Origin of the sequence: Aromatoleum bremense (genome assembly GCF_017894365.1) — a bacterium.
GTDB classification, from domain to species: Bacteria; Pseudomonadota; Gammaproteobacteria; order Burkholderiales; family Rhodocyclaceae; genus Aromatoleum; species Aromatoleum bremense.
In genome coordinates this window covers 2,333,211-2,352,858 of sequence record NZ_CP059467.1, presented here as the reverse complement: position 1 = coordinate 2,352,858, position 19,648 = coordinate 2,333,211, and the positions used below count along the sequence as shown (strand labels likewise).

The window sequence follows — 19,648 nt, the reverse complement described above, 5'->3', positions numbered from 1 at the left end:
GCCAGGCGGTCGAAGACGTTCATAGCGGCCGCATCGTAGGCGCGGCCGGGTAAAAAAGTCGTAAAGATTGCAGGAGGCGTTACCGTCCGAACCACGCCGCGGGAAACAGCCGGCCGAGGTCGAGGTGGCGCTCGATCGCGTCGGCAAGCCGGTCGAGGTCGGCTTCGCGCCGTGCGGCGAGATCGACGGCTTCGACTTCACCGGCGCCCGCCCAGGCGAGCAGCGCCGACAGCGCGGCGGGGGTGTCGAAGAGACCGTGCAGATACGTGCCGAGGATCTGGCCGTCACCCGACAGTGCGCCATCGCCGCGCCCATCGGCAAAACGCAGCGCCGGGCGGTCCAGTGCCGGGCCGCGGCTCACGCCCATGTGGATCTCGTAACCGGATACCGCCGCGCCGCCCGGCAACGACAGCGTGCCGCGAGCATTCTCGAGCCGCTTTTCCACTTCGAGCACGGTATCCATGTCGAGCAGGCCGAGGCCCGCGACCGTCGTCGCCGCACCTTCGAGCCCGAGCGGGTCGGCCAGCGTTGCACCGAGCATCTGGAAACCGCCGCAGATCCCGACGAGCTTGCCGCCATAGCGCAGATGGCGCCGGATCGCCGCGTCCCAGCCCTGCGCGCGCAACCAGGCGAGATCGGCCTGCACGCTCTTCGAGCCGGGCAGCACGATCAGGTCCGCAGGCGGCATCGCCTGCCCCGGTCCGACCCAGCGGAAATCGACTTGCGGGTGCAGGCGCAGCGCGTCGAGATCGGTATGGTTCGAGATGCGCGGATAGACCGGCGCGACGACCGTGAGGCGCGTCTCGCCCTTGTCCGCGCGCGCGTCGGCGAGCGCATCCTCGGCGTCGAGAAAGAGCCCGTGCAGGTACGGCAGCACGCCCAGCACCGGGCGGCCGGTACGCGCTTCGAGCCAGTCGAGCCCCGGCTGCAGCAGCCCGATGTCGCCGCGAAAGCGGTTGATGACGAAGCCCTTGACGCGCGCCTGCTCGGACGGCGACAGCAGTTCCAGCGTGCCGACCAGATGCGCGAACACTCCGCCGCGGTCGATGTCCGCGACGAGGATCACCGGCACGTCGGCGGCTTCCGCGAACCCCATGTTCGCGATGTCGCGGTCGCGCAGGTTGATTTCCGCGGGACTGCCGGCCCCTTCGACGAGCACGCACTCATAGGCCGTGACGAGGCGATCCCACGACGCCATCACCGCCGCCATCGCCGTCGGCTTGTACGCATGGTAGTCGCGCGCCGACAGGCTCAAAGCGACCCGGCCGTGGATGACGACCTGCGCGCCGACGTCGGTCGAAGGCTTCAGCAGCACCGGATTGAAATCGCTATGCGGCTCGAGCCCTGCGGCCAGCGCCTGCAGCGCCTGGGCGCGGCCGATCTCGCCGCCGTCGACAGTCACGGCCGAGTTCAACGCCATGTTCTGCGGCTTGAACGGCGCGATCCGCACGCCGCGGCGAAACAGCACCCGGGCGAGGCCGGCGACCAGCGTGCTTTTCCCGGCGTCCGACGTCGTCCCCTGAACCATCAGCGCAACAGCATCCGGCATCGCGTAAAATCCCGCTTCGTTCAAAGCGGCGGATTATCGCCGATAAGATAAGCTTCCCGTCGACGATTTCCAGGCTGTTCGAGCCTGGCGCCGGCCTCACGGTACCTCCGATGACCCCGCTTCGCCTCGCCGCGGCGCTCTGCCTTTACCTCCTGTTCGCCGCTCCGCTGCGAGCGGAACTCGTCGTCGAGGACGACACCGGACGCCGCGTGCAGCTGCCGCAGCCCGCACGTCGCATCGTCAGCCTCGCGCCGCACGTCACCGAACTGCTGTTCGCGGCGGGCGCCGGGGCGCGGCTCGTCGGCGTGGTCGCGTACAGCGACTTCCCCGACGCGGCGAAGGCGCTGCCACGGGTCGGCGGTTACAGCAACGTGGATATGGAGGCGATCGCGGCGTTGCGGCCGGACCTCGTGATCGCCTGGCACAGCGGCAATCGCGATGCGCATCTCGACAAGCTCGCGGCGCTCGGGATCCCGGTGTTCCTCAACGAACCGCGCAGCCTCGACGACGTCGCGCGCAGCCTCGAGACGTTTGGCCGCCTCGCCGGCAGCGACGAGGCCGGCCATGCCGCGGCGGAGTCCTTTCGCGCCCGCAGGACGGAGCTCGCGCGGCGTTACGGCAAGCGGCCGCCGGTGCCGATGTTCTACCAGATCTGGGACGATCCGCTGATGACGATCAACGACGAGCACCTGATTTCGGACGTCATACGCCTGTGCGGCGGCAGGAACGTGTTCGGCACGCTGGCGCAGCTTGCGCCGGCGATCGGTATCGAAAGCGTGCTCGCGGCCGATCCGGAAGCGATCGTCGCCAGCGGCATGGGCGAGGCGCGCCCGGAATGGCTCGATCGATGGAAACGCTGGCCGGGGCTGTCGGCGAGCCGGGCCGGGAACCTCTACTTCGTGCCGCCCGAACTCATCCAGCGCCACACGCCGCGGATTCTCGACGGCGCCGCGCAGCTGTGCGAATTTCTCGACGCGGCGCGCGCGAAACGCGGAGTGCGCTGATCATCGCAACTCAAACCGGCCGCGACAGCTGGTAACAGCGCTGCCACGCGAGGCGCGAGTCCTCCCACCAGGCGCGGTCGAAGACCCACGCCAGCGTCGGCAGCAGCGGGGCGAGGCAGGCGTCCGCCACCGACATGCGCTCGCCGTGCGACACCGCGGCGCGCACGCGCAGCGCACGCAAGCGCTCGGCGACTGTCGGGTGAAAGCTGGCGACCGGAACATGCTCTTCGTCACCCGCCATCCAGCGCCTCAGATCGAGCGATCCCGGCATCGGCCGCCTGAAGCCCGCCATCATTCCGAGCCCCATGTCCCGGTACGGGCGAATCGACGGTTCCGGCTGCAGCCGGCTCTGCGCCATGACCTTGCGCCAGTAATCCTCGCTGAGAAAACGCTCCTTCAGCGCCACTTCGACCAAGGCTTCGCCGACCAGCCCGGCGCCGACGACGCGGGCGGCGACCGCGTCCGCTTCGAACTCCTCGATGCGCGCCAGGCGCAGCGCGTCGCGCAGATCGCCCGCAAACCCCCATTCGAGCCCGCGCCCGAGCAGCGGAGTACCGTCGATGCAGCGATCCAGCACGCGGAACCACCACGCGCGCAAGTGCCCTCCCCATGCGTCGAGCCGCTGCCGCTGGCATGCGAGATGGGCGAATTCGTGAGCGAGAATCGCGCAGAACTGGCGCCGCGAAACGCTGTGGGCCAGCGGCAGGCCGATGATCAGATGCGTCTCGATCGGTCCGACCCAGCCCCAGCGCGGCCGTTGCAGGATCGCCGCGTTCATGTCGCCGCCGATCCACACCGCGTCGACGGGGATCCCGCCGAAGCGCTGGCTCATCTGGTCGATCATCGCATATAGGGAGCGTGCCGCCTCGCGCGGCAGACGAACACCGTCGGGGCAGGCAGCCGGCGCAATCAGCCACCCGAGGACGCGCCAGGCCAGCGCGAATGCGACCATCGACACGGCCGCGGAAGTCGTTGCCACGACCACTTTCCCATCGACGAGAAAACTCCAGGTCGCGAACGCGACGTGGCCGGCGATGGCGCCGAACGCGAGGGCCATGCAGCCGACCAGCACCAGGCCGGCCAGCGCCTTCAAGCCGAGTCGCCGCGCCAGACGCGACCGGAGGCGTGACAAACGCGGACAGGAAGCTTGCATGGGCCGGCACCTGTAAACCATGGGCAGAACGGGGACTATAACCGCCAATCGGCCGCCGAAACATCGTACATAAGGGGTAGCGTGGCGCATCGTCCACACTTTGCGCAAGAATTTCGCTGCAGTGCCGCAAAAGCCCGTACAATCCATTCCTTAGCGTGCGCCCAACCAATCGGCGACGCTCATCCCCAACGACCTTTTCCGGTCTCATTCCCCCGCCCGCCTCGATTGGTGTCACTCAACTTGAGCGACAGGCCGTCGCTGGAGCAATTTTCTCGATGACATCAGAAGTAAACTTTGCCGGTCTCGGACTGGCCGAACCGCTGCTGCGCGCAATTTCCGAATCCGGTTACACGACGCCAACGCCGATCCAGGCACAGGCGATCCCCCTGGTGCTGGCCGGCGGTGACCTGCTCGCCGCGGCACAGACCGGCACCGGCAAGACTGCCGGCTTCACGTTGCCGGTGCTGCACCGCCTCTCCGCCGCCCCGGCTGCGAACCCGAAGGCGGGACGACCGCGCTGCCTGATCCTGACCCCGACGCGCGAACTCGCAGCGCAGGTCGAGGAGTCCGTCCGGACCTACGGCAAGCACCTGCCGACGACATCGATGGTGATGTTCGGCGGGGTCGGCATCAACCCGCAGATCCAGGCGCTGAAGAAACGCGTCGACATCCTCGTCGCGACGCCCGGCCGCCTGCTCGACCACGTCGGCCAGAAGACGCTCGACCTGTCGGGCGTCGAGATCCTGATCCTCGACGAAGCCGACCGCATGCTCGACATGGGCTTCATCCGCGACATCCGCAAGATCCTCGCGCTGCTGCCGAAGCAGCGCCAGAACCTGCTGTTTTCGGCGACCTTCTCGGACGAGATCCGCAGCCTCGCCAACGGCCTGCTGCACAACCCGGGCTGCGTCGAAGTCGCGCGGCGCAACACGGCGTCGGAACTCGTGCAGCAGTCAGTCTATTCGGTGGCGCAGAAGCAGAAGCGCGACCTGCTGGTGCATCTCGTCAAGCAAAACGACTGGCACCAGGTGCTCGTCTTCACGCGCACCAAGCATGGCGCCAACAAGCTCGCGGAATACCTCGCCAAGCACGGCATCCCGTCGGCCGCAATCCACGGCAACAAGAGCCAGTCGGCGCGTACCCGCGCGCTGGCCGAATTCAAGGACGGTTCGCTGCCGGTGCTGGTCGCGACCGACATCGCCGCGCGCGGACTGGACATCGACCAGTTGCCGCATGTCGTGAACTTCGAACTGCCAAACGTTCCCGAAGACTACGTCCACCGCATCGGCCGCACCGGCCGCGCCGGCTCGAGCGGCGCAGCGGTGTCGTTCGTCGATTCGGAAGAGCGCCAGCACCTGACGGCCATCGAGCGGCTGATCAAGCGCACGATCGACCGCGAAGCGCTGCCGGCCTTCGCGATCGCGCCGGTCGACCCGAACGAGAGCGACGCCCGTCCCCCGCGGCCCCAGCCGCGTCAGCCGTCGCGACACAACGACGCGAACGCGCCGCGCCAGGCACGCACCGACCGCCCCGCCGGCCGGCAGGCGGCCCACCCGTCGTCGGCCCGTGCTCCCACCCGGCCGCGCGACGCCGACAATTTCGGCAATCGCGCCCCGCGCAGCGAGGTCGAGGCTAACCGCACACGTCCCGACGCGGACGGCAACCGGGCGCCGCGCAACGCCGGGCCGAACGGCGCGCCACGCGGTGGTGACAGCGCCCGCCCGACGCCGCGCCCCGACGGCAACCGTCGCCCGCAACCGCGTCCGGCACTCTTCAACGCCAAGACGGACGATCGCAACCGCTGACGCTCCGATCGCGGCGCAGGGGTTTTCAGCCTCGCCGCGTGCCGACCAGCTTTTGATAAAGACCACCGAAGCAGGTGGTCTTTGTCCATTCGAAGCCGGCCGAGCGCGCCGACCGCGACTCGATGGCGGCGCCGAAAAGCGATTCCGCATAAGGCTCGAACCTGCGGAATACCAGCGACATCACTGGGCGCAGCGGATGCCAGCCGTGCGGCCGGTGGTAATCGACGAACACGATCCTGCCGCCGGGCCGCACTGCCGCGAGCAGGTTGTCGACGATTGGGTAGCGCTCGGCCTCCGGCACCTCGTGCAGCAGGAAGAAACAGCACACCCCGTCGTACGCGTCGGCAACGACGCAGCCGGACATGGAAAGATCCGCCTGCCATACCCTCGCCTGCCGGAAACCCGCAAGCTTGCGGCGCGCGTTCGCGACCTGCAACGCGGCGACGTCGACGACATCGAGCGCGCCCAGTGCACCGACGCGCTGCGCGAGCAGCACCGAAAATCCGCCATACACGCAGGCCGCCTGCAGCACGCGCTGCCCGGGCGCGAACTCGGCGACCGCGTCGCGCATCAGCCGATTCGCGTTCCCCCACAGAATCGCCGAGACGACGCCAGGCCGATCGAGCCAGCGCAGCGTGCGCGGGTCGAGATAAGCCCAAGTGTATGCGTGGCGAAGATAGGCGGGTATCGCAACGTCACGGGCCGCGAGAGGCCCCGGGACGTGCAGCGCGGCGTCGGCGGGATTCGGTTCCATGCCCGCAAGCATAATCGAAGCCTGCCTGTTCACCGTTACCAACCACCCACTTCGGCGGATTGAATACCCTGACCCGCCTGGCGAGCCGCCGCCCGGCATGAGCGCGCGCTGCTCATGCAGCAAAGCCGCTGCTGCCCGCGAATCGTCAGAGCGGCTCCGGGTCAAATGTCATTGACATCGTCAGCAGCGACTCGTAAATTGCATTTGCCATATGGCATGAACCCGCCTGGAGGTACCCACGTGAACAAACTGCTCCGTTCGCTGCTCTTCGCCCTCGCCCTGTCGCCACTGGTGGCGCTCGCCGAGGCGCCGGTCGACGTCAACACCGCCGATGCCGCCGCTCTCGAGACGGTCAAGGGAATCGGGCCGGCGAGGGCCAAGGCGATCATCGAATACCGCAAGGCGAACGGGGCCTTCGCGAGCGTCGACGATCTGACGAAAGTGCCTGGAATCGGGGATAAATCGGTCACCCAGTTGCGTGAGCAACTCACCGTAGGCAGCGCGAAAAAGCAGGTCGCGAAGTCGAAATAGCCTTTGCGCACCTTCGGCCGGCGGCATCCTCCGACGCAGCCGGCCGTTCAACTCCGGGGCTGGCGCGCGTTGTCAAAAGAAACGGAGCCGGCTCACCACAACGAGCGCGTGTCGAGCCACACCACTTGCGCACCGCGGCGCCTGGCTTCACGGTACAGGTGCGCAGTGCCGCCAGCCCCGTCCGCCCCGCCGCCGTTCCACAGGCACAGGAAGCGCAGCCTATCCGCCCCCCAATGGAGGGCGATGTCGAGCGACCACAGATTGCAGCGCTCGCAGGGGCCGGCGCCTTCGGGAACCACGAGGTGCGCAAGCGTGATCGGCCGCACCGGCATGACCAGCGGCGGCGAAGTGAGGCCGGCCTTCAATGCCTGGTAGCGCTCCCGCCAGCGCTCGCCGTCGACCGACGGCAGGATCTTGCATTCGACGAACTGCGCCTCGTCGAGCGGCAGCAGGATCTGCAGGTGCAGGCCGCGGGCGCGGCACGCTTCCAGAAACAGGATGTCGCCGCCGCTCGCCCCCTGCGCCAGCGCCAGATCGCCCGCGCCGGCCTCCCACGCGTCGAGCGCCTCCGCCATGCATCGTGCCGCGACGGCTTCCTGGCCGGCCGGGAAACGTGGCGTACGCCGGCCGGGCGTGTCGATGCGGTGGCCGCTGAACAGAAAAACCCGGCGCGGCACGAAAGGCAACGCAAGGGGAGAACTGGCCGTCACTTCAATTTCCTCGACATCGGTTTTTTCGAATTACCACGAGATCCGCAGACCACGGGACGGATACAGCATCCATGAGCAAGGGTGCAGATCGTCACGCGGGCGGCAGCGGAAAGAAACGCCCCGCACGGTCCTGCAGTTTCCGCCGAAATCCATGCAGCATACGCAGGAAGATCCAGTGCGGAGGTCAGGATCGATGGCGCTGACAGAACGGCGACAATCTACCAGACCTCGCGAACGAGCGCTGCGGGGCACGGCCGGCGTGCGCCTGTATAATGGCCGCCATTTTCAATCGCAATCGGCAGTATCGGGGATTTTATGGCGGGTCATTCCAAGTGGGCCAACATCCAGCACCGCAAGGGTCGTCAGGACGCCAAGCGGGGCAAGGTATTCACCAAGCTGATCAAGGAGATCACCGTCGCCGCGCGCATGGGCGGGGGCGATCCAAACTTCAACCCGCGCCTGCGCCTGGCGGTCGACAAGGCCAAGGCCGAGAACATGCCCGGCGAGAACATCGACCGCGCGATCAAGCGCGGCACCGGTGAGCTCGACGGCGTCAGCTACGAGGAAGCACGCTACGAGGGCTACGGCATCGCCGGCGCAGCGGTGATGGTCGATTGCCTCACCGACAACAAGACGCGCACCGTCGCCGACGTGCGCCACGCGTTCTCGAAATACGGCGGCAACATGGGCACCGACGGCTGCGTCGCGTTCCAGTTCAAGCACTGCGGCCAGTTGATGTTCGCGCCGGGCACGAGCGAGGACGCGCTGATGGAAGCGGCGCTCGAGGCCGGCGCCGAGGACGTCGTCACCAACGACGACGGTTCGATCGAAGTCATCACGGCGCCGTACGAGTACTCGAACGTCAAGGATGCGCTCGAGAAGACCGGCTTCAGGGCCGAATTCGGCGAAGTCACGATGAAGCCACAGAACGAAACCGAACTCTCCGGCGACGACGCCGAGCGGATGCAGAAACTGCTCGATGCGCTGGAATCGCTCGACGACGTCCAGGAAGTATATACGTCCGCCGTAATGGACGAATAAGGCGCCGCACCGCCCGCGACAAACCGCCCGCCGGGCGGTTTTTTTTCGTCAATGTTTGAACTCAAACAAATTGATGACCGGTAAGATTGCGTGCTTCTGCCATTTTCCATCTCGCGCGAGCCGCCCGCTGACCGATGCCGACCCTGCCGCCCTCCCTCACCGCCGCCGCCCCGCTGCTGTTCGTGCTCCTATGGAGCACCGGCTTCATCGGCGCGAAGTTCGGTCTGCCCTATGCCGAGCCGCTGACCTTTCTTTCCGCCCGCTACGGGCTGGTGATCGCGCTGATGGCGGTGCTGGCACTCGCCACCCGCGCGCGCTGGCCGAGCAACTGGCGCCAGGCGGTGCATATCGGCGTTGCCGGCCTGCTCGTGCATGCCACCTATCTCGGCGGCGTCTTCATGACGCTGCACCGCGGGCTGCCGACCGGGGTCGCGGCGCTCGTCGTTGGCATGCAGCCGCTGCTCACCGCGCTCGGCGCCGGCTGGCTGCTCGGCGAACGCGTCAGCGCCCGGCAATGGGCAGGACTCGCGCTCGGCTTCATCGGCGTCACGCTGGTCGTCAGCAACAAGGTCGCGTTCGGCAACGGGTCGTCCGCAGAGCTCGGCTGGATGCTCGCCCCGGCGCTGGCCGCCCTCGCCGGCATCACCGCCGGCACGCTGTACCAGAAGCGCTTCTGCCCATCCTTCGACCTGCGCACCGGCTCGGTCATCCAGTTCGTGCCGTGCCTGCTCGTCACCGCGTACTTCGCGAGCCGCACCGAGACGATGCAGATCGACTGGAGCGGCGAGTTCGTGTTTGCGATGCTGTGGCTGGTGCTGGTGCTGTCGCTCGGCGCGATCAGCCTGCTGAACCTGCTGATCCGCAGCGGCAGCGCGGTCAACGTCGCGAGCCTGTTCTACCTCACGCCGCCGACGACCGCGCTGATGGCCTGGCTGCTGTTCGGCGAGACGCTGACCGGGTTCGCGCTCGCCGGCATGGTGATCGCCGTGTCGGGCGTGTGGCTCGCGCGCAAGGTCTGAACACGGTTCAATCGCGCTCCGGACCGCAGTCGCGGCTCTGCGCCGACCGGGGCGCAACATGCTCCGCGGCGGACAGCGCGGGACTTCCGCCCCCGCCGACGAACAGGCTGCCGAGCCAGGCGGCGAACAGCAGCAGCGCGAGCTTCACCATCAGCCAGCCGGCGCTCTCCTGCTGGTCGACGAGGTAGCTGTTGCACACCCGCAGCGGCGCGGCGATGTACAGCCAGCCGAGCACCGCGAGCATGCTGATGAAGTTGGTCCAGACGAAGCCGCGGCCGATCGGTCCGAGCCGGCGCCACGCAAGCGCGAGCGGCAGCCCGACGAGCGCCGGCAGGCTGACGAACTTCGCCGCCTCGACAGTCGGGCTCGCGAGCGCATCGTCGAGCGCACGCGGCAACATCCACCAGGTCGATGCGAAGACCGCCAGCACGACGTACGGCACCGCACCGCCGCCCGCGGCGAGCAGGCGCTCCTGCCGCTGTTCCGGCAGCAGGCGGCAGGCGACGAAGCCGATCGCGGCGAGAAGCGGAATCTGCACCAGCATGTGGCCGCTCATCGTCGCTTCGAGCGATGTCCGCAGCGGCGGCGCCGCGAGCAGCAGGTACAGCGCGCCGAGCACGCGGAGCCCGACTTGCGGACGGGCGAGCGCGGCGATCACAGCGCCTCCGCGAGCTTCTGGGCAAACTGGAGCGGCGCCTCGAGATCGCTGATTTCGACGAGCCGCCCGTCGCGGGCGACGAGGTGGATCGCGGCGTTGTGCTCGAACCCGCCGAAGCGGTCCGCGATCACGACGACGCCGAAGGCCTCCAGCAGCGCCTGCAGCTGCGCTGCGTCACGCACTCGCGCGATGCGCCAGTGCTCGCCGTCGGCGCCATGACCGCTGCCGTAGGCTTTGAGGCTCGCCGGATCGTCGCGCTCGGGGTCGAAGCTGATGCTCAGCAGCGCGACCTCACGTCCGAGGGCGTCGGGCGGCACACGATCGCGGATCTGTTTGAACGCCATGCCGAGGCTGCGGCAGATCGTCGTGCAGCGCGTGTAGATGAACTCGACCGCGAGCAAGCGCCCGCGGTAATCGTCGAGCCGGAAGACACGGCCGTCCTGGTCTTCGAGGACGGCCGCAGGCAGCGGGCGCGGCGCGCGCAGGATGTCGGCCCGGCGGGCGGTTTCAGCAGTAAAAGCGCTGAAACCGTCAGTTCCCCACCAGAAGGCGCCGGTGCCGAGAACGGTCACCAGCACCGTCAGGACGACGCTGCGCACGGCCGCACTCATCGACCCGGACTCATGCGGTGACGCTGCGCGCGACCGGAGCGCGCTGGTAGTCGTGGCGCGCTAGCCCGATGCGGGCGAAGAAGCGCCCGATGAACACCAGCGACGAGGCGATCACGAGCACTGCGAACACCGACGCGACGCGGTCGTACGGCACCCATTCGGGCAGGTGGGCAGCGTAGCGGCGCGCGACGCTTTCCTTGCCGGAATACAGGAAGCTCATCGTGAAACCGAGCACCGACGACGTGAAGAGCCAGAACGCGATGCGGTCGATCAGATGATCGTCGTGCTCGTGGCTCGGCTTGCCGAGGTAGTACATGAAGCCGAACACCATCGTCACCATGCCGAGCAGCAGGTAGGTGTGGAAGTGGCCGGGCACCCACAGCGTGTTGTGCATCACGTAGTTGACGGTGATCGTGCCGTCGATGAACGCCGGCATCGCTCCCGCCGCCCAGCCGAACAGCGACAGGAACAGCAGCTTCGACGCCATGTCCCAGCGGATGCCGGAACGATAGACGATCATCAGCGCGCCGTAGCCGGTGACGACGAGGATCGGCACAGTGTTCAGGTAGCCGATGATATGGCCCATGACGAGCATCCATTTCGGGAACGCGAAGTCCATCAGCAGGTGGTGCGGGAAGATGAACATCACCATCAGCGTCGACGCGGTCCAGGATGCGAGGAACACCTTGTTCGCCTTCCACGGGCGCTGCGTGTAGCGCGGCAGGATCTCGTAGACGCCGATCACGGCCATGTAGATCGTCGCGTTGATGAAGATGTGGCCGAAGAAGTAGATCATCCCCTTCGCGAGCAGCGGGTCGATGTCGAAGCCCGGCACGTAGAGGTTCACCAGCATCATTGTCAGGATGCTCGCGCCGACGACCAGGCCGATGACGTTGACGACCGTGACCATCGCGCTCGCGACCACGGTCGGCGGCGGCGCCTTGCCGTCGTCGTGGCCGAAGAGCTGCGGCCAGCCGAGCGCGCGAGAGAAGTTGCCGTAGCGCGCGACGAGCGCACGCGCGATGTCGAGGTGCAGCAGCAGGAAACCGACGCCGATGACAAGCAGCCCGCCCATGAAGAGCGCCGCCGCGCCGGGGCTCCACAAGCCCATCGACTTGCCGGGCAGCGGGTAGAGGAACGTCCACGCGCCGTGGAAATGCCCGAGCAACACGCTGCCGAGGATCATCACGACGCCGGCGAGGAACAATACAAGGTTCGCGACGAAGATGCGCGCCGACAGGTCGACGTACTGGCGCAGGAAGTGCCACATGACCGACGCACCGGCGATCGCCGCGATGCCGACCATGCCGGCGCCGTGCAAGGTCATCAGTTCGTAAAAGCGGATCGCGCCGATCGAGATCCACTGCGCCTGCTCGAGCCGCATCAGCAGACCGAAGACCATCATCAGCAGCAGCACGACAGCCGATGTCGCCAGGTAGGCCAGCACGCCGGCCTTCGCTCCCTGGTCGGGAATATGTTCGTATTTGTAGGTCGCCACGTTCGTCTCCTCCGTTACTGAGCGCCGACCCGGATTTCGGTCAACATGTTGTGGTGCGCGAGGCCGCAGTACTCCATGCACAGGATCTTGTACGTCCCTTCCTCGCTGAAGGTGTGACGCAGCGTGTTGGTGTAGCCGGGCATTGCCTGCGTCTGCGCGACCAGATGCAGGTTCGCGTCGTAAATGCCGAAGCCGTGATTGACATCGGCGCTGGTGACGCGGAACTCGACCGGCTGGCCGACAGCGAACTGGTCCTGGCTGAGTTCCCAGCGCCACTGGTAGCCTGTCGCGTCGACGACCTGCACCGGGCCTGCCCCGGTGTTAGCCCGCGCCGCGTCGTACGGCAGTTCGAACAGCGTGTAGATCATCGCCGGGCCGAACACCAGCACCAGGCCCCAGAAAAGGCGCGAGCGCAGGCGATAGGCGCTTTTTTGCAGCGGCGAATAGTCTTCCTGGCGCCGCCCGGAATTGATGGCGACAAAGGCAAAGCCGAACGCAACGAGTGCCATCAGCACGAGCGATATTTGCCAAGCGATTGGTTGCACGGTGGATTCTCCTGTCATGCGATCGTCTTCGGGACAAGCCGTCCCCCTTGTAATTCTCCTAGCCAACACTGTGCCACATCTGGCAAATCGTTGATCACAATCATTTTTCACGCAGCGCTTAGCTGCTGGAATGTAGGGGAGGAGAAACTGAACGTTCGCTCTGGACGTTCAGTCTGAACAAAAGGAGGATTCAGATGCCGAGTCTGGCAACCCTGCGAGTATTTCTCGACAGCCTCGAAGAAGGCGTGCTGTTTCTCGATCGGGCGCGCCGCGTCCTCGAGATGAACAGCGCAGCCGCGCGGATGATCGGACATGACAACCGGCGCCTCGTCGACGAACTGTGCCCGACGCTGTTCGAAGGCACCGAGTGTGCCCGCGCCTGCGTGGCACGCGGAGAATGTTCCCTCACCCCGACGAAGGGCGAGGACAAGGTCCAGGACATCGTTGTGCGCTCGCCCACGGGCGTCGACATTCCGCTGCGCATGTGGGCGATGCTGCTACCGCCGAACGATTCCGGGCTGTACTGCGCGATCGTGCTGCGCGACCGCTCGCGCGAACTCGAACTCGAAGCCGAGGTGCGCGACCGCTGGCAGCTCGGCGGACTGACCGGGCGCAGCCGCGCGATGCAGGACCTCTACCAGAAAGTGCTGCGCGTCGCGGCAAGTGAAGCCAACGTGCTGATCACCGGCGAAAGCGGCGTCGGCAAGGAACTGGTTGCACGCGCACTGCACGACAATTCGACGCGCGCAAAAGGCCCCTACGTCGCCGTGCATTGCGCTTCGCTGCCGGAAAACCTCGAGGAATCGGAACTCTTCGGCCATGCCAAAGGCTCGTTTTCCGGGGCGACCGGCGCCCGCCTGGGCCGCTTCGAAGCGGCCAACGGCGGCACTCTGCTGCTCGACGAGATCGGCGAGATTTCTCCGGCAACACAGACCCGGTTGCTGCGCGTGCTGCAGGAGCGCGAAATCGTGCGCGTCGGCGAGAACCATCCGCGCAAGGTCGATGTGCGCGTCGTCGCTGCGACCCATCGCGACCTCGCCGGGATGGTCGGCCGCGGCGAGTTCCGCGAGGATCTGTATTACCGCCTGCACGTGCTGCCGCTGCACGTGCCGGCGCTGCGCGAGCGCCGCGAGGACATCGCGCTGCTCGCGAGCCGCCTGCTCGGCGAACTCGGCGAACGCTACCGCCGGCCCGACCTGCGGCTGTCGCCGGAGGCGATCGTGGCGATGGAGTCCTTCAGCTGGCCGGGCAACGTGCGGCAGCTGTTCAACGCGCTCGAATATGCCGTCGTCAATTCCGACGGCGCGACGATCCTGCCGCGGCATCTGCTGCCCGAAGTCGTGGCGCCCGTCGAGTCGACACGCGAGGCGCTGCTGCCACTACCGCTGACGCGCTACTACGCGACGCACGTGACGCCGGACGAGGAGCAGGCGCAGATCCGGCGCATGCTCGAGCAGTGCGGCGGCAACCGGGCGGAAGCCGCGCGCCGGCTCGGCATGTCGCGCACGACCTTGTGGAAGCGGCTCAACCGGAGCTGAGCGGCCCGTGACGGCAGGTGCCGCGGACTCACGGAAGGACACCCGTCACTGCCCCGCTTGGGCCGGAGTGCGGAACACCCGGTCCCAGAACGACGTCACGGTGCCGAACGCGACACGCTCGTTCACGTAGTGGTGGAAGTCGTGCTCGCGCCGGCGGCGCTCGAACCACCCTCCGCGCACGCCGCCGCTGCCGCAATGCAGGCCGTGATGCGTCGCCTCCTGCGCCATGTGGCCGACGAGCAGGCCGAACGCGACGCCGCCCGCAAACGCACGGTCCGCGATCAGCAACGCGGGGACCGCGACCAGGGCCGCGACGAGCAGCACGTCGTAGACCAGCGGGATGCGCATCGGCACATCGGGAAAGCGGTGATGCTCCACGTGCCAGCTGCGGAAAGGCTCGACGTGATGCAGCACGAGACGGTGCAGCAGGTATTCGACCAGCGTCCAGGACAGCAGGCCCGCCGCCGCTGCCGGCGCCAGCAGGTACCACGGGGCCCGCCACGCGATCAGCTCGAGCCCCGCAATCACGAACGCGCCCGCGAGCGGAAGGCCGAGCGAATACGGAAATTCGACTGCGGCGAGGCGCCGACGTCCCGACATCTTCACGCCTCCGCGACGATCTTCCAGACGTACATCAGGCTCGCCTCGGAGAACGTGCGCCCGGTCTCCTCGTCGCGCCACCATGCCGTTTCGCGGCGATCCAGCCCGAGAAAACTCCAGCGCCGCAACTCGCCGCTGCACAGCTCGATCACATACACCCGGTCCACTTGCGGAGTCATCGTTCCTCGTCCCTCATCACGGCTGACCGCCGCACGACCACCGAAGTTCATGGCAGCCCGCAACCGTCCCCCGCGAGGCTGGCGCTTGCCCGGCGGCAAGCGCCTCAGGTGGCCGTATTCGGCCGTATTCAGAAGCCGACGCTGAGCCCGACGCGCAGCGCGTACGCCCGGACGTCATCCTGATCGATGCGCGCCGTCAGCGCTACATTCCCGGCCAGCGCCGGCGAGAACCTGGCGCCGACGCCGAGCGTTGCCGTGCCATAGGTACGCCCGGCTTCGAACGCGGGCAGGCCGAAGCCGTTGGCGGGCAGCGACGCGAGCCGCGCGCGCACGTCGCGGTCCGCATCCTCGAAGTCGTGGTCGAGCGTCACGCGCGCATACGGCAGGTAGCGGCCGAGATCGTACGCCGCCTGATAGCCGACGCTGCCGAGCTGCGATTCACGCTCCTGGCTGCGAAAAATCATCGCGGTCGAAGCGAGGCCGCGCTCGGCAAAGCCATCGACCCGGACGCGCTGGAAATGCAGGCTCGCGATCGGGCCGTGCATCAGTGCGCCGGCAGCGAAATCGTAGCCGGCGAGCACGCCGAGCGACACGCTGGAGCCGGAAGTCGAACCGTTCATCGCGCGCCGGTGGCTGCCGAGCGTGACGACCCGCTTGATGTCGTAATCCAGATCGCCGGCCGCTCCGACGAGCATCGCATGCGCGCCGCCGTTGCGGTAGCCGGCGTAGAGCGCGAGGGTCTGCTCATCCTGCTCGTAACCGCCGCGGTTGCGCGAGAAGTCCGCGTCGAGCGTGGCGAGGCCGAGCGCGGCGCCAACGACGACGTTCGACGACAGTCGCCAGTCGACGCCCAGCGCGAAGTCGTGTGGATCGCCGCTCGCGCCCGGCGACGCGGCCCCCGACGAGAACCTCAATTGCCCGCCGCCGGCTCTGGCCCACACTTTCGGCCCCGCGTGCGGCGCCCGGGCGCCGAGCATCGTCTGGTCCTGGATCGTCGCGAACAGCGCCGCGCGCGAATGCAGCGGCGACTCGGCGAGCAGCGATATCACATGCGGCGCCGACAGGACGCCGAGCGCATAGTCGCTGATGACGCGGTGACCGGCCGTCGTCGGATGCACGCCGTCGGCGAACAGGAAGCTCTGCTCAGCGCCGGGAACGACGAAATTCGCCGCGGCGCAAACGAGCGACGCGGTCGCACCGCAGGCCGGCACGACCGCGTTGGCGAATCCGTAGGCCGCCGGGTCCGCGCCGACTTCCTGCAGCAGCGTGAAGGTGTCGAGCGGAATCACCTCGACGCCTGCGGCCGCAACGCCGCCGAACAGCGTCTGGTTATACGCGCCGGCCAGCGCGGTGATTCCGGCCGCATTGGCCGGGCCGACCGCGGCGCCGAACGGCGTCGCGCCGATGTCGGGGAGCGTCGCGACGAGGATGTAACGAGCCCCCGCCGCCTTCAGGCGCGCGATCTCGCCGACGAGCTGCGTTGCGGTCGTGGCGATGTAGCCCGCCGGATCGGCCGCCTCCGGCTTCATCGGGTCGATCGCGCGAAACAGGTCGTTGCCCCCGGCCCATACCGAATACAGCGCGTCCGGGTCCGCGCTCCCGGCACCGGCGAGGAACGCCGAAACCTGGTCACGGACCGGAACGGCCGCGGCAGTCAGCGGATTCGTGTCGGGGACGCCCGGCTGCAGGGTCACGCGCGCTCCGCCCTGCGCGAAATTGCTGCCGCCGGCCGTCGCGGGCGTCGCGTTGGTGCCGAGCTCGGCGGCAAGGTTCTCGGTCCACACCGGCCCCGGGTTCGTCGTGAATCGCCCGCTGCCCGGGGGCAGGAACGGCGCGAAGCTGCCGGCGTCACTGAGACTGTCGCCGAAGAAAACGGTGTCGCTGAAGTCGGCAGCGGCCGCGACGCTGAACAGCGTCGCGGCCGCCGAGCCAAGCAGGGTACGTGCGAGCATGAGGCTTCTCCTGGCCATGGAATTCAAGCATAGAACATGCTCTTCGCATAGCCGGAAAAGAAGCGATGCACGAGCGGGTCGCTCCGCGCGGCGTCCGCGCTGCAACCAGTTCGCGTCCGCCCATCGCCGGGTCGAGCGCCGGGTCGGGATGGCCCGTAGAATGCACGGCATGAAAAGCGCTTCCACCGTCGTTGCCACCCGCATTCTCGGACTCGATCCGGGGCTGCGCATCACCGGCTTCGGCGTCATCGACAAGCTCGGCAACCAGCTGCGCTACGTTGCGAGCGGCTGCATCCGGACCCGCGACGGCGAGCTGCCCGGACGGCTGAAGACGCTGCTCGACGGCGTGCGCGAAGTCGTCGCGGCCTACACCCCCGACCAGGTCGCGGTCGAGAAAGTGTTCGTCAACGTCAATCCGCAATCGACGCTGCTGCTCGGCCAGGCGCGCGGCGCGGTGATCTGCGGCGCCGTGTCGTGTGACCTGCCGGTGCATGAATACACCGCACTGCAGGTCAAGCAGGCGGTCGTCGGCTACGGCAAGGCGGCCAAGGAGCAGGTCCAGCACATGGTGCAGCGGCTGCTCGCGCTCGACGGTAGCCCGAGCCCGGATGCCGCCGACGCGCTCGCGTGCGCGATCTGTCACGCGCACGGCGGCCAGGGCACGCCGGGCGGGCTCGTCGGGCGGCGTCGCGCCGGGCGCATCCTCGTCGCGCCGGACCTCGGCTGACGCCGCCCGCTGTTCGCGGCCATCGGTCGGCGCCCCGGCGCATCGTGCCGCCCTGTTGCCGCGCGCCGCATGGCGTTCAGCTTTTCGGCAGCCGCCCCATCAGGAAGAACTCGTCGTTCGGCCGCATGCTCGAGAGGTTCGCGAGGCGGTTACTCATCGCGAAGAAAGCCGCGATCGCGCCGATGTCCCAGATCTCGTCGTCACTGAAACCCTGGGTGCGCAGCGCGGCGAGATCAGCATCATCGACTTCGGCCGAAGCGAGCGCGACTTTCATCGCGAAGTCGAGCATCGCGCGCTGGCGCGGCGTGATCTCGGCCTTGCGGTAGTTCGTCGCGACCTGATCGGCGACGCGCGGGTTCTTCGCGCGGATGCGCAGGATCGCGCCGTGCGCGACGACGCAGTACAGGCAGCCGTTGGCCCCCGAGGTCGCGACGACGATCATCTCGCGCTCGGCCTTCGTCAGGCCTTCGTTCTTCTCCATCAGCGCGTCGTGATACGCAAAGAAGGCGCGGAACTCGTCGGGCCGGTGCGCGAGTGCGAGGAAGACGTTCGGCACGAAACCGGCTTTCTCCTGCACCGCGAGGATTTTCCCGCGCACGTCGTCGGGCAGGTCCTTCAGTTCGGGCACCGGGAAGCGGCTGATGGGACGGTCGGTCATGGGCATTTCCTTTTGACAGCGGGTTGAAAAAAACGGCCAGGGGGCGATGTGCTCAACGGTTGACGTCGACGATCAGCCGCCCGCGCACCTGGCCGGCGAGCAACTCGCCGGAGAGCCGGATCACCTCGGCGAGGCCGACTTCGTGCGAGATCAGGTCGAGATGGGCCGGATCGAGATCGCGAGCGAGCCGCTGCCACGCTTCCAGGCGCTCCGGCCGCGGGCAATAGACGCTGTCGACGCCGACGAGCGTGACGCCGCGCAGGATGAACGGCGCAACCGTCGCAGGGAAGTCCATGCCCTGCGCGAGGCCGCACGCGGCAACGACGCCACGGTACTTCATGCTCGCGCAGACGTTCGCGAGGGTGTGACTGCCGACCGTGTCGACGGCGCCGGCCCAGCGTTCCTTCGCCAGCGGCTTGCCCGGCATCGAGAACTGCGCCCGGTCGATAATCTCGGCGGCGCCGAGCGCCTTCAGGTACTCCGCCTCGTTCGGCCGGCCGGTCGAGGCGACGACGCGGTAGCCGAGCTTCGCGAGCAGCGACACCGCGACGCTGCCGACCCCGCCGTTCGCCCCGGTGACCAGCACCTCGCCCTTGTCCGGCGTCACGCCGTGCCGTTCGAGCGCCATCACGCACAGCATCGCGGTGTAACCGGCGGTGCCGATCGCCATCGCCTGTTTCGGCGAGAACGCCGCCGGCAGCGGCACCAGCCAGTCGCCGCTGAGCCGCGCCTTCTGCGCGAGCCCGCCCCAGTGTCCTTCGCCGACGCCCCAGCCGTTGAGCACGACGATATCGCCGGCCCGGCACTCCGGATGCGAGCTGTGCTCGACGGTGCCGGCCAGGTCGATGCCGGGGACCATCGGGAACTTGCGCACGACCGGCCCCTTGCCGGTGATCGCGAGCGCGTCCTTGTAGTTCAGCGTCGAATAGGCGACCCGCACCGTCACGTCGCCGTCGGGCAGGCGCGCGTCATCGACATCGGTCAGCGTTGCCCGATAGCCGGCGTCGTCTTTCTCGATCAGTACCGCCTTGAACATGATGCCTCCTCTCGATTGAAGTCCGCTGCGCAACGGACAGGAAAATGGCTGCCGCGCCACGATAACGCTCCCCTTGACGC

At 67.8% G+C, this 19,648-nt stretch carries 20 protein-coding genes; 7 read left to right on the top strand and 13 right to left on the bottom strand.

Features of this window, described 5'->3' with window-relative positions:
• Positions 1-79: 79 nt before the first annotated feature.
• Entirely contained in the window at positions 80-1,549 is a 1,470-nt protein-coding gene (locus tag pbN1_RS11065) for a cobyric acid synthase (RefSeq protein WP_169201759.1), read from the bottom strand.
• Between the two features lie 110 nt (positions 1,550-1,659).
• On the opposite strand from pbN1_RS11065, the gene pbN1_RS11060 reads away from it, so the two are divergent.
• Entirely contained in the window at positions 1,660-2,553 is an 894-nt protein-coding gene (locus tag pbN1_RS11060; protein ID WP_210147474.1) for a cobalamin-binding protein, read from the top strand.
• Positions 2,554-2,563: 10 nt separating this feature from the next.
• Here pbN1_RS11060 and pbN1_RS11055 read toward each other — a convergent pair whose 3' ends face one another.
• Complete coding sequence (locus tag pbN1_RS11055) at positions 2,564-3,706, bottom strand: M48 family metallopeptidase (RefSeq protein ID WP_169201760.1); 1,143 nt, start codon at positions 3,704-3,706, stop codon at positions 2,564-2,566.
• A 275-nt stretch (positions 3,707-3,981) separates the two neighbouring features.
• On the opposite strand from pbN1_RS11055, the gene pbN1_RS11050 reads away from it, so the two are divergent.
• On the top strand, positions 3,982-5,511 hold the full coding sequence (locus pbN1_RS11050; RefSeq protein ID WP_169201761.1) for a DEAD/DEAH box helicase: 1,530 nt from the start codon (positions 3,982-3,984) through the stop codon (positions 5,509-5,511).
• 25 nt (positions 5,512-5,536) lie between these two features.
• Here the strand turns inward: pbN1_RS11050 and rquA are convergent, their stop codons facing one another.
• Complete coding sequence (gene rquA, locus pbN1_RS11045; protein ID WP_244856920.1) at positions 5,537-6,265, bottom strand: rhodoquinone biosynthesis methyltransferase RquA; 729 nt, start codon at positions 6,263-6,265, stop codon at positions 5,537-5,539.
• A 240-nt stretch (positions 6,266-6,505) separates the two neighbouring features.
• Here rquA and pbN1_RS11040 point away from each other — a divergent pair, with 240 nt between their 5' ends.
• Entirely contained in the window at positions 6,506-6,796 is a 291-nt protein-coding gene (locus pbN1_RS11040; protein ID WP_210147473.1) for a ComEA family DNA-binding protein, read from the top strand.
• Positions 6,797-6,888: 92 nt separating this feature from the next.
• Here the strand turns inward: pbN1_RS11040 and pbN1_RS11035 are convergent, their stop codons facing one another.
• Positions 6,889-7,506, bottom strand: coding sequence for a hypothetical protein (locus pbN1_RS11035; protein ID WP_169201764.1), 618 nt, complete (start codon positions 7,504-7,506; stop codon positions 6,889-6,891).
• A gap of 315 nt (positions 7,507-7,821) precedes the next feature.
• On the opposite strand from pbN1_RS11035, the gene pbN1_RS11030 reads away from it, so the two are divergent.
• Together pbN1_RS11030 and pbN1_RS11025 are read left to right on the top strand one after the other, a co-directional pair.
• Positions 7,822-8,547 carry a YebC/PmpR family DNA-binding transcriptional regulator gene (locus pbN1_RS11030; protein ID WP_169201765.1) on the top strand — a complete coding sequence of 242 codons (726 nt, stop codon included), beginning with the start codon at positions 7,822-7,824 and terminating at the stop codon, positions 8,545-8,547.
• Positions 8,548-8,681: 134 nt separating this feature from the next.
• Positions 8,682-9,566, top strand: coding sequence for a DMT family transporter (locus tag pbN1_RS11025; RefSeq protein ID WP_169119745.1), 885 nt, complete (start codon positions 8,682-8,684; stop codon positions 9,564-9,566).
• A 7-nt stretch (positions 9,567-9,573) separates the two neighbouring features.
• Here pbN1_RS11025 and pbN1_RS11020 read toward each other — a convergent pair whose 3' ends face one another.
• Genes pbN1_RS11020 through pbN1_RS11005 form a run of 4 tightly spaced genes read right to left on the bottom strand, consistent with a single transcriptional unit; the run spans position 9,574 to position 12,878 of the window.
• Positions 9,574-10,224: a hypothetical protein gene (locus pbN1_RS11020; RefSeq protein ID WP_169201766.1), complete on the bottom strand. Its 651-nt coding sequence runs from the start codon at positions 10,222-10,224 to the stop codon at positions 9,574-9,576.
• Positions 10,221-10,835: an SCO family protein gene (locus tag pbN1_RS11015; protein ID WP_169201767.1), complete on the bottom strand. Its 615-nt coding sequence runs from the start codon at positions 10,833-10,835 to the stop codon at positions 10,221-10,223. Before pbN1_RS11015 ends, pbN1_RS11020 begins: the two co-directional genes overlap by 4 nt.
• A 10-nt stretch (positions 10,836-10,845) precedes the next feature.
• A complete protein-coding gene (locus pbN1_RS11010; protein WP_169201768.1) occupies positions 10,846-12,333 on the bottom strand; it encodes a cbb3-type cytochrome c oxidase subunit I in 1,488 nt (495 codons plus the stop codon).
• 14 nt (positions 12,334-12,347) lie between these two features.
• Positions 12,348-12,878, bottom strand: coding sequence for a cupredoxin domain-containing protein (locus tag pbN1_RS11005; RefSeq protein ID WP_011237885.1), 531 nt, complete (start codon positions 12,876-12,878; stop codon positions 12,348-12,350).
• A 194-nt stretch (positions 12,879-13,072) separates the two neighbouring features.
• On the opposite strand from pbN1_RS11005, the gene pbN1_RS11000 reads away from it, so the two are divergent.
• The gene (locus tag pbN1_RS11000; protein ID WP_169201769.1) at positions 13,073-14,416 is read left to right on the top strand and encodes a sigma-54 interaction domain-containing protein; all 1,344 of its coding nucleotides are present in this window, start codon (positions 13,073-13,075) and stop codon (positions 14,414-14,416) included.
• 45 nt (positions 14,417-14,461) lie between these two features.
• On the opposite strand, the gene pbN1_RS10995 is transcribed toward pbN1_RS11000, so the two are convergent.
• The 3 genes from pbN1_RS10995 to pbN1_RS10985 all read right to left on the bottom strand — a co-directional run bounded on the left by pbN1_RS10995 (position 14,462) and on the right by pbN1_RS10985 (position 17,147).
• Positions 14,462-15,016, bottom strand: coding sequence for a sterol desaturase family protein (locus tag pbN1_RS10995; RefSeq protein WP_169201770.1), 555 nt, complete (start codon positions 15,014-15,016; stop codon positions 14,462-14,464).
• Positions 15,017-15,018: 2 nt separating this feature from the next.
• Positions 15,019-15,195, bottom strand: coding sequence for a hypothetical protein (locus pbN1_RS10990; RefSeq protein ID WP_169201771.1), 177 nt, complete (start codon positions 15,193-15,195; stop codon positions 15,019-15,021).
• Positions 15,196-15,323: 128 nt separating this feature from the next.
• Positions 15,324-17,147, bottom strand: a complete 1,824-nt coding sequence (locus tag pbN1_RS10985; protein WP_169201772.1) for an autotransporter domain-containing protein — start codon at positions 17,145-17,147, stop codon at positions 15,324-15,326.
• Between the two features lie 169 nt (positions 17,148-17,316).
• On the opposite strand from pbN1_RS10985, the gene ruvC reads away from it, so the two are divergent.
• Positions 17,317-17,874 (top strand): crossover junction endodeoxyribonuclease RuvC, encoded by a 558-nt coding sequence (ruvC, locus tag pbN1_RS10980; RefSeq protein ID WP_169201773.1) that lies wholly within the window; start codon positions 17,317-17,319, stop codon positions 17,872-17,874.
• 76 nt (positions 17,875-17,950) lie between these two features.
• Here ruvC and pbN1_RS10975 read toward each other — a convergent pair whose 3' ends face one another.
• Both pbN1_RS10975 and acuI read right to left on the bottom strand, forming a co-directional pair.
• The gene (locus pbN1_RS10975; RefSeq protein ID WP_169201774.1) at positions 17,951-18,532 is read right to left on the bottom strand and encodes a peroxidase-related enzyme; all 582 of its coding nucleotides are present in this window, start codon (positions 18,530-18,532) and stop codon (positions 17,951-17,953) included.
• Positions 18,533-18,584: 52 nt separating this feature from the next.
• A complete protein-coding gene (gene acuI / locus pbN1_RS10970) occupies positions 18,585-19,568 on the bottom strand; it encodes an acrylyl-CoA reductase (NADPH) (protein WP_169201775.1) in 984 nt (327 codons plus the stop codon).
• Between the last annotated feature and the right edge of the window lie 80 nt (positions 19,569-19,648).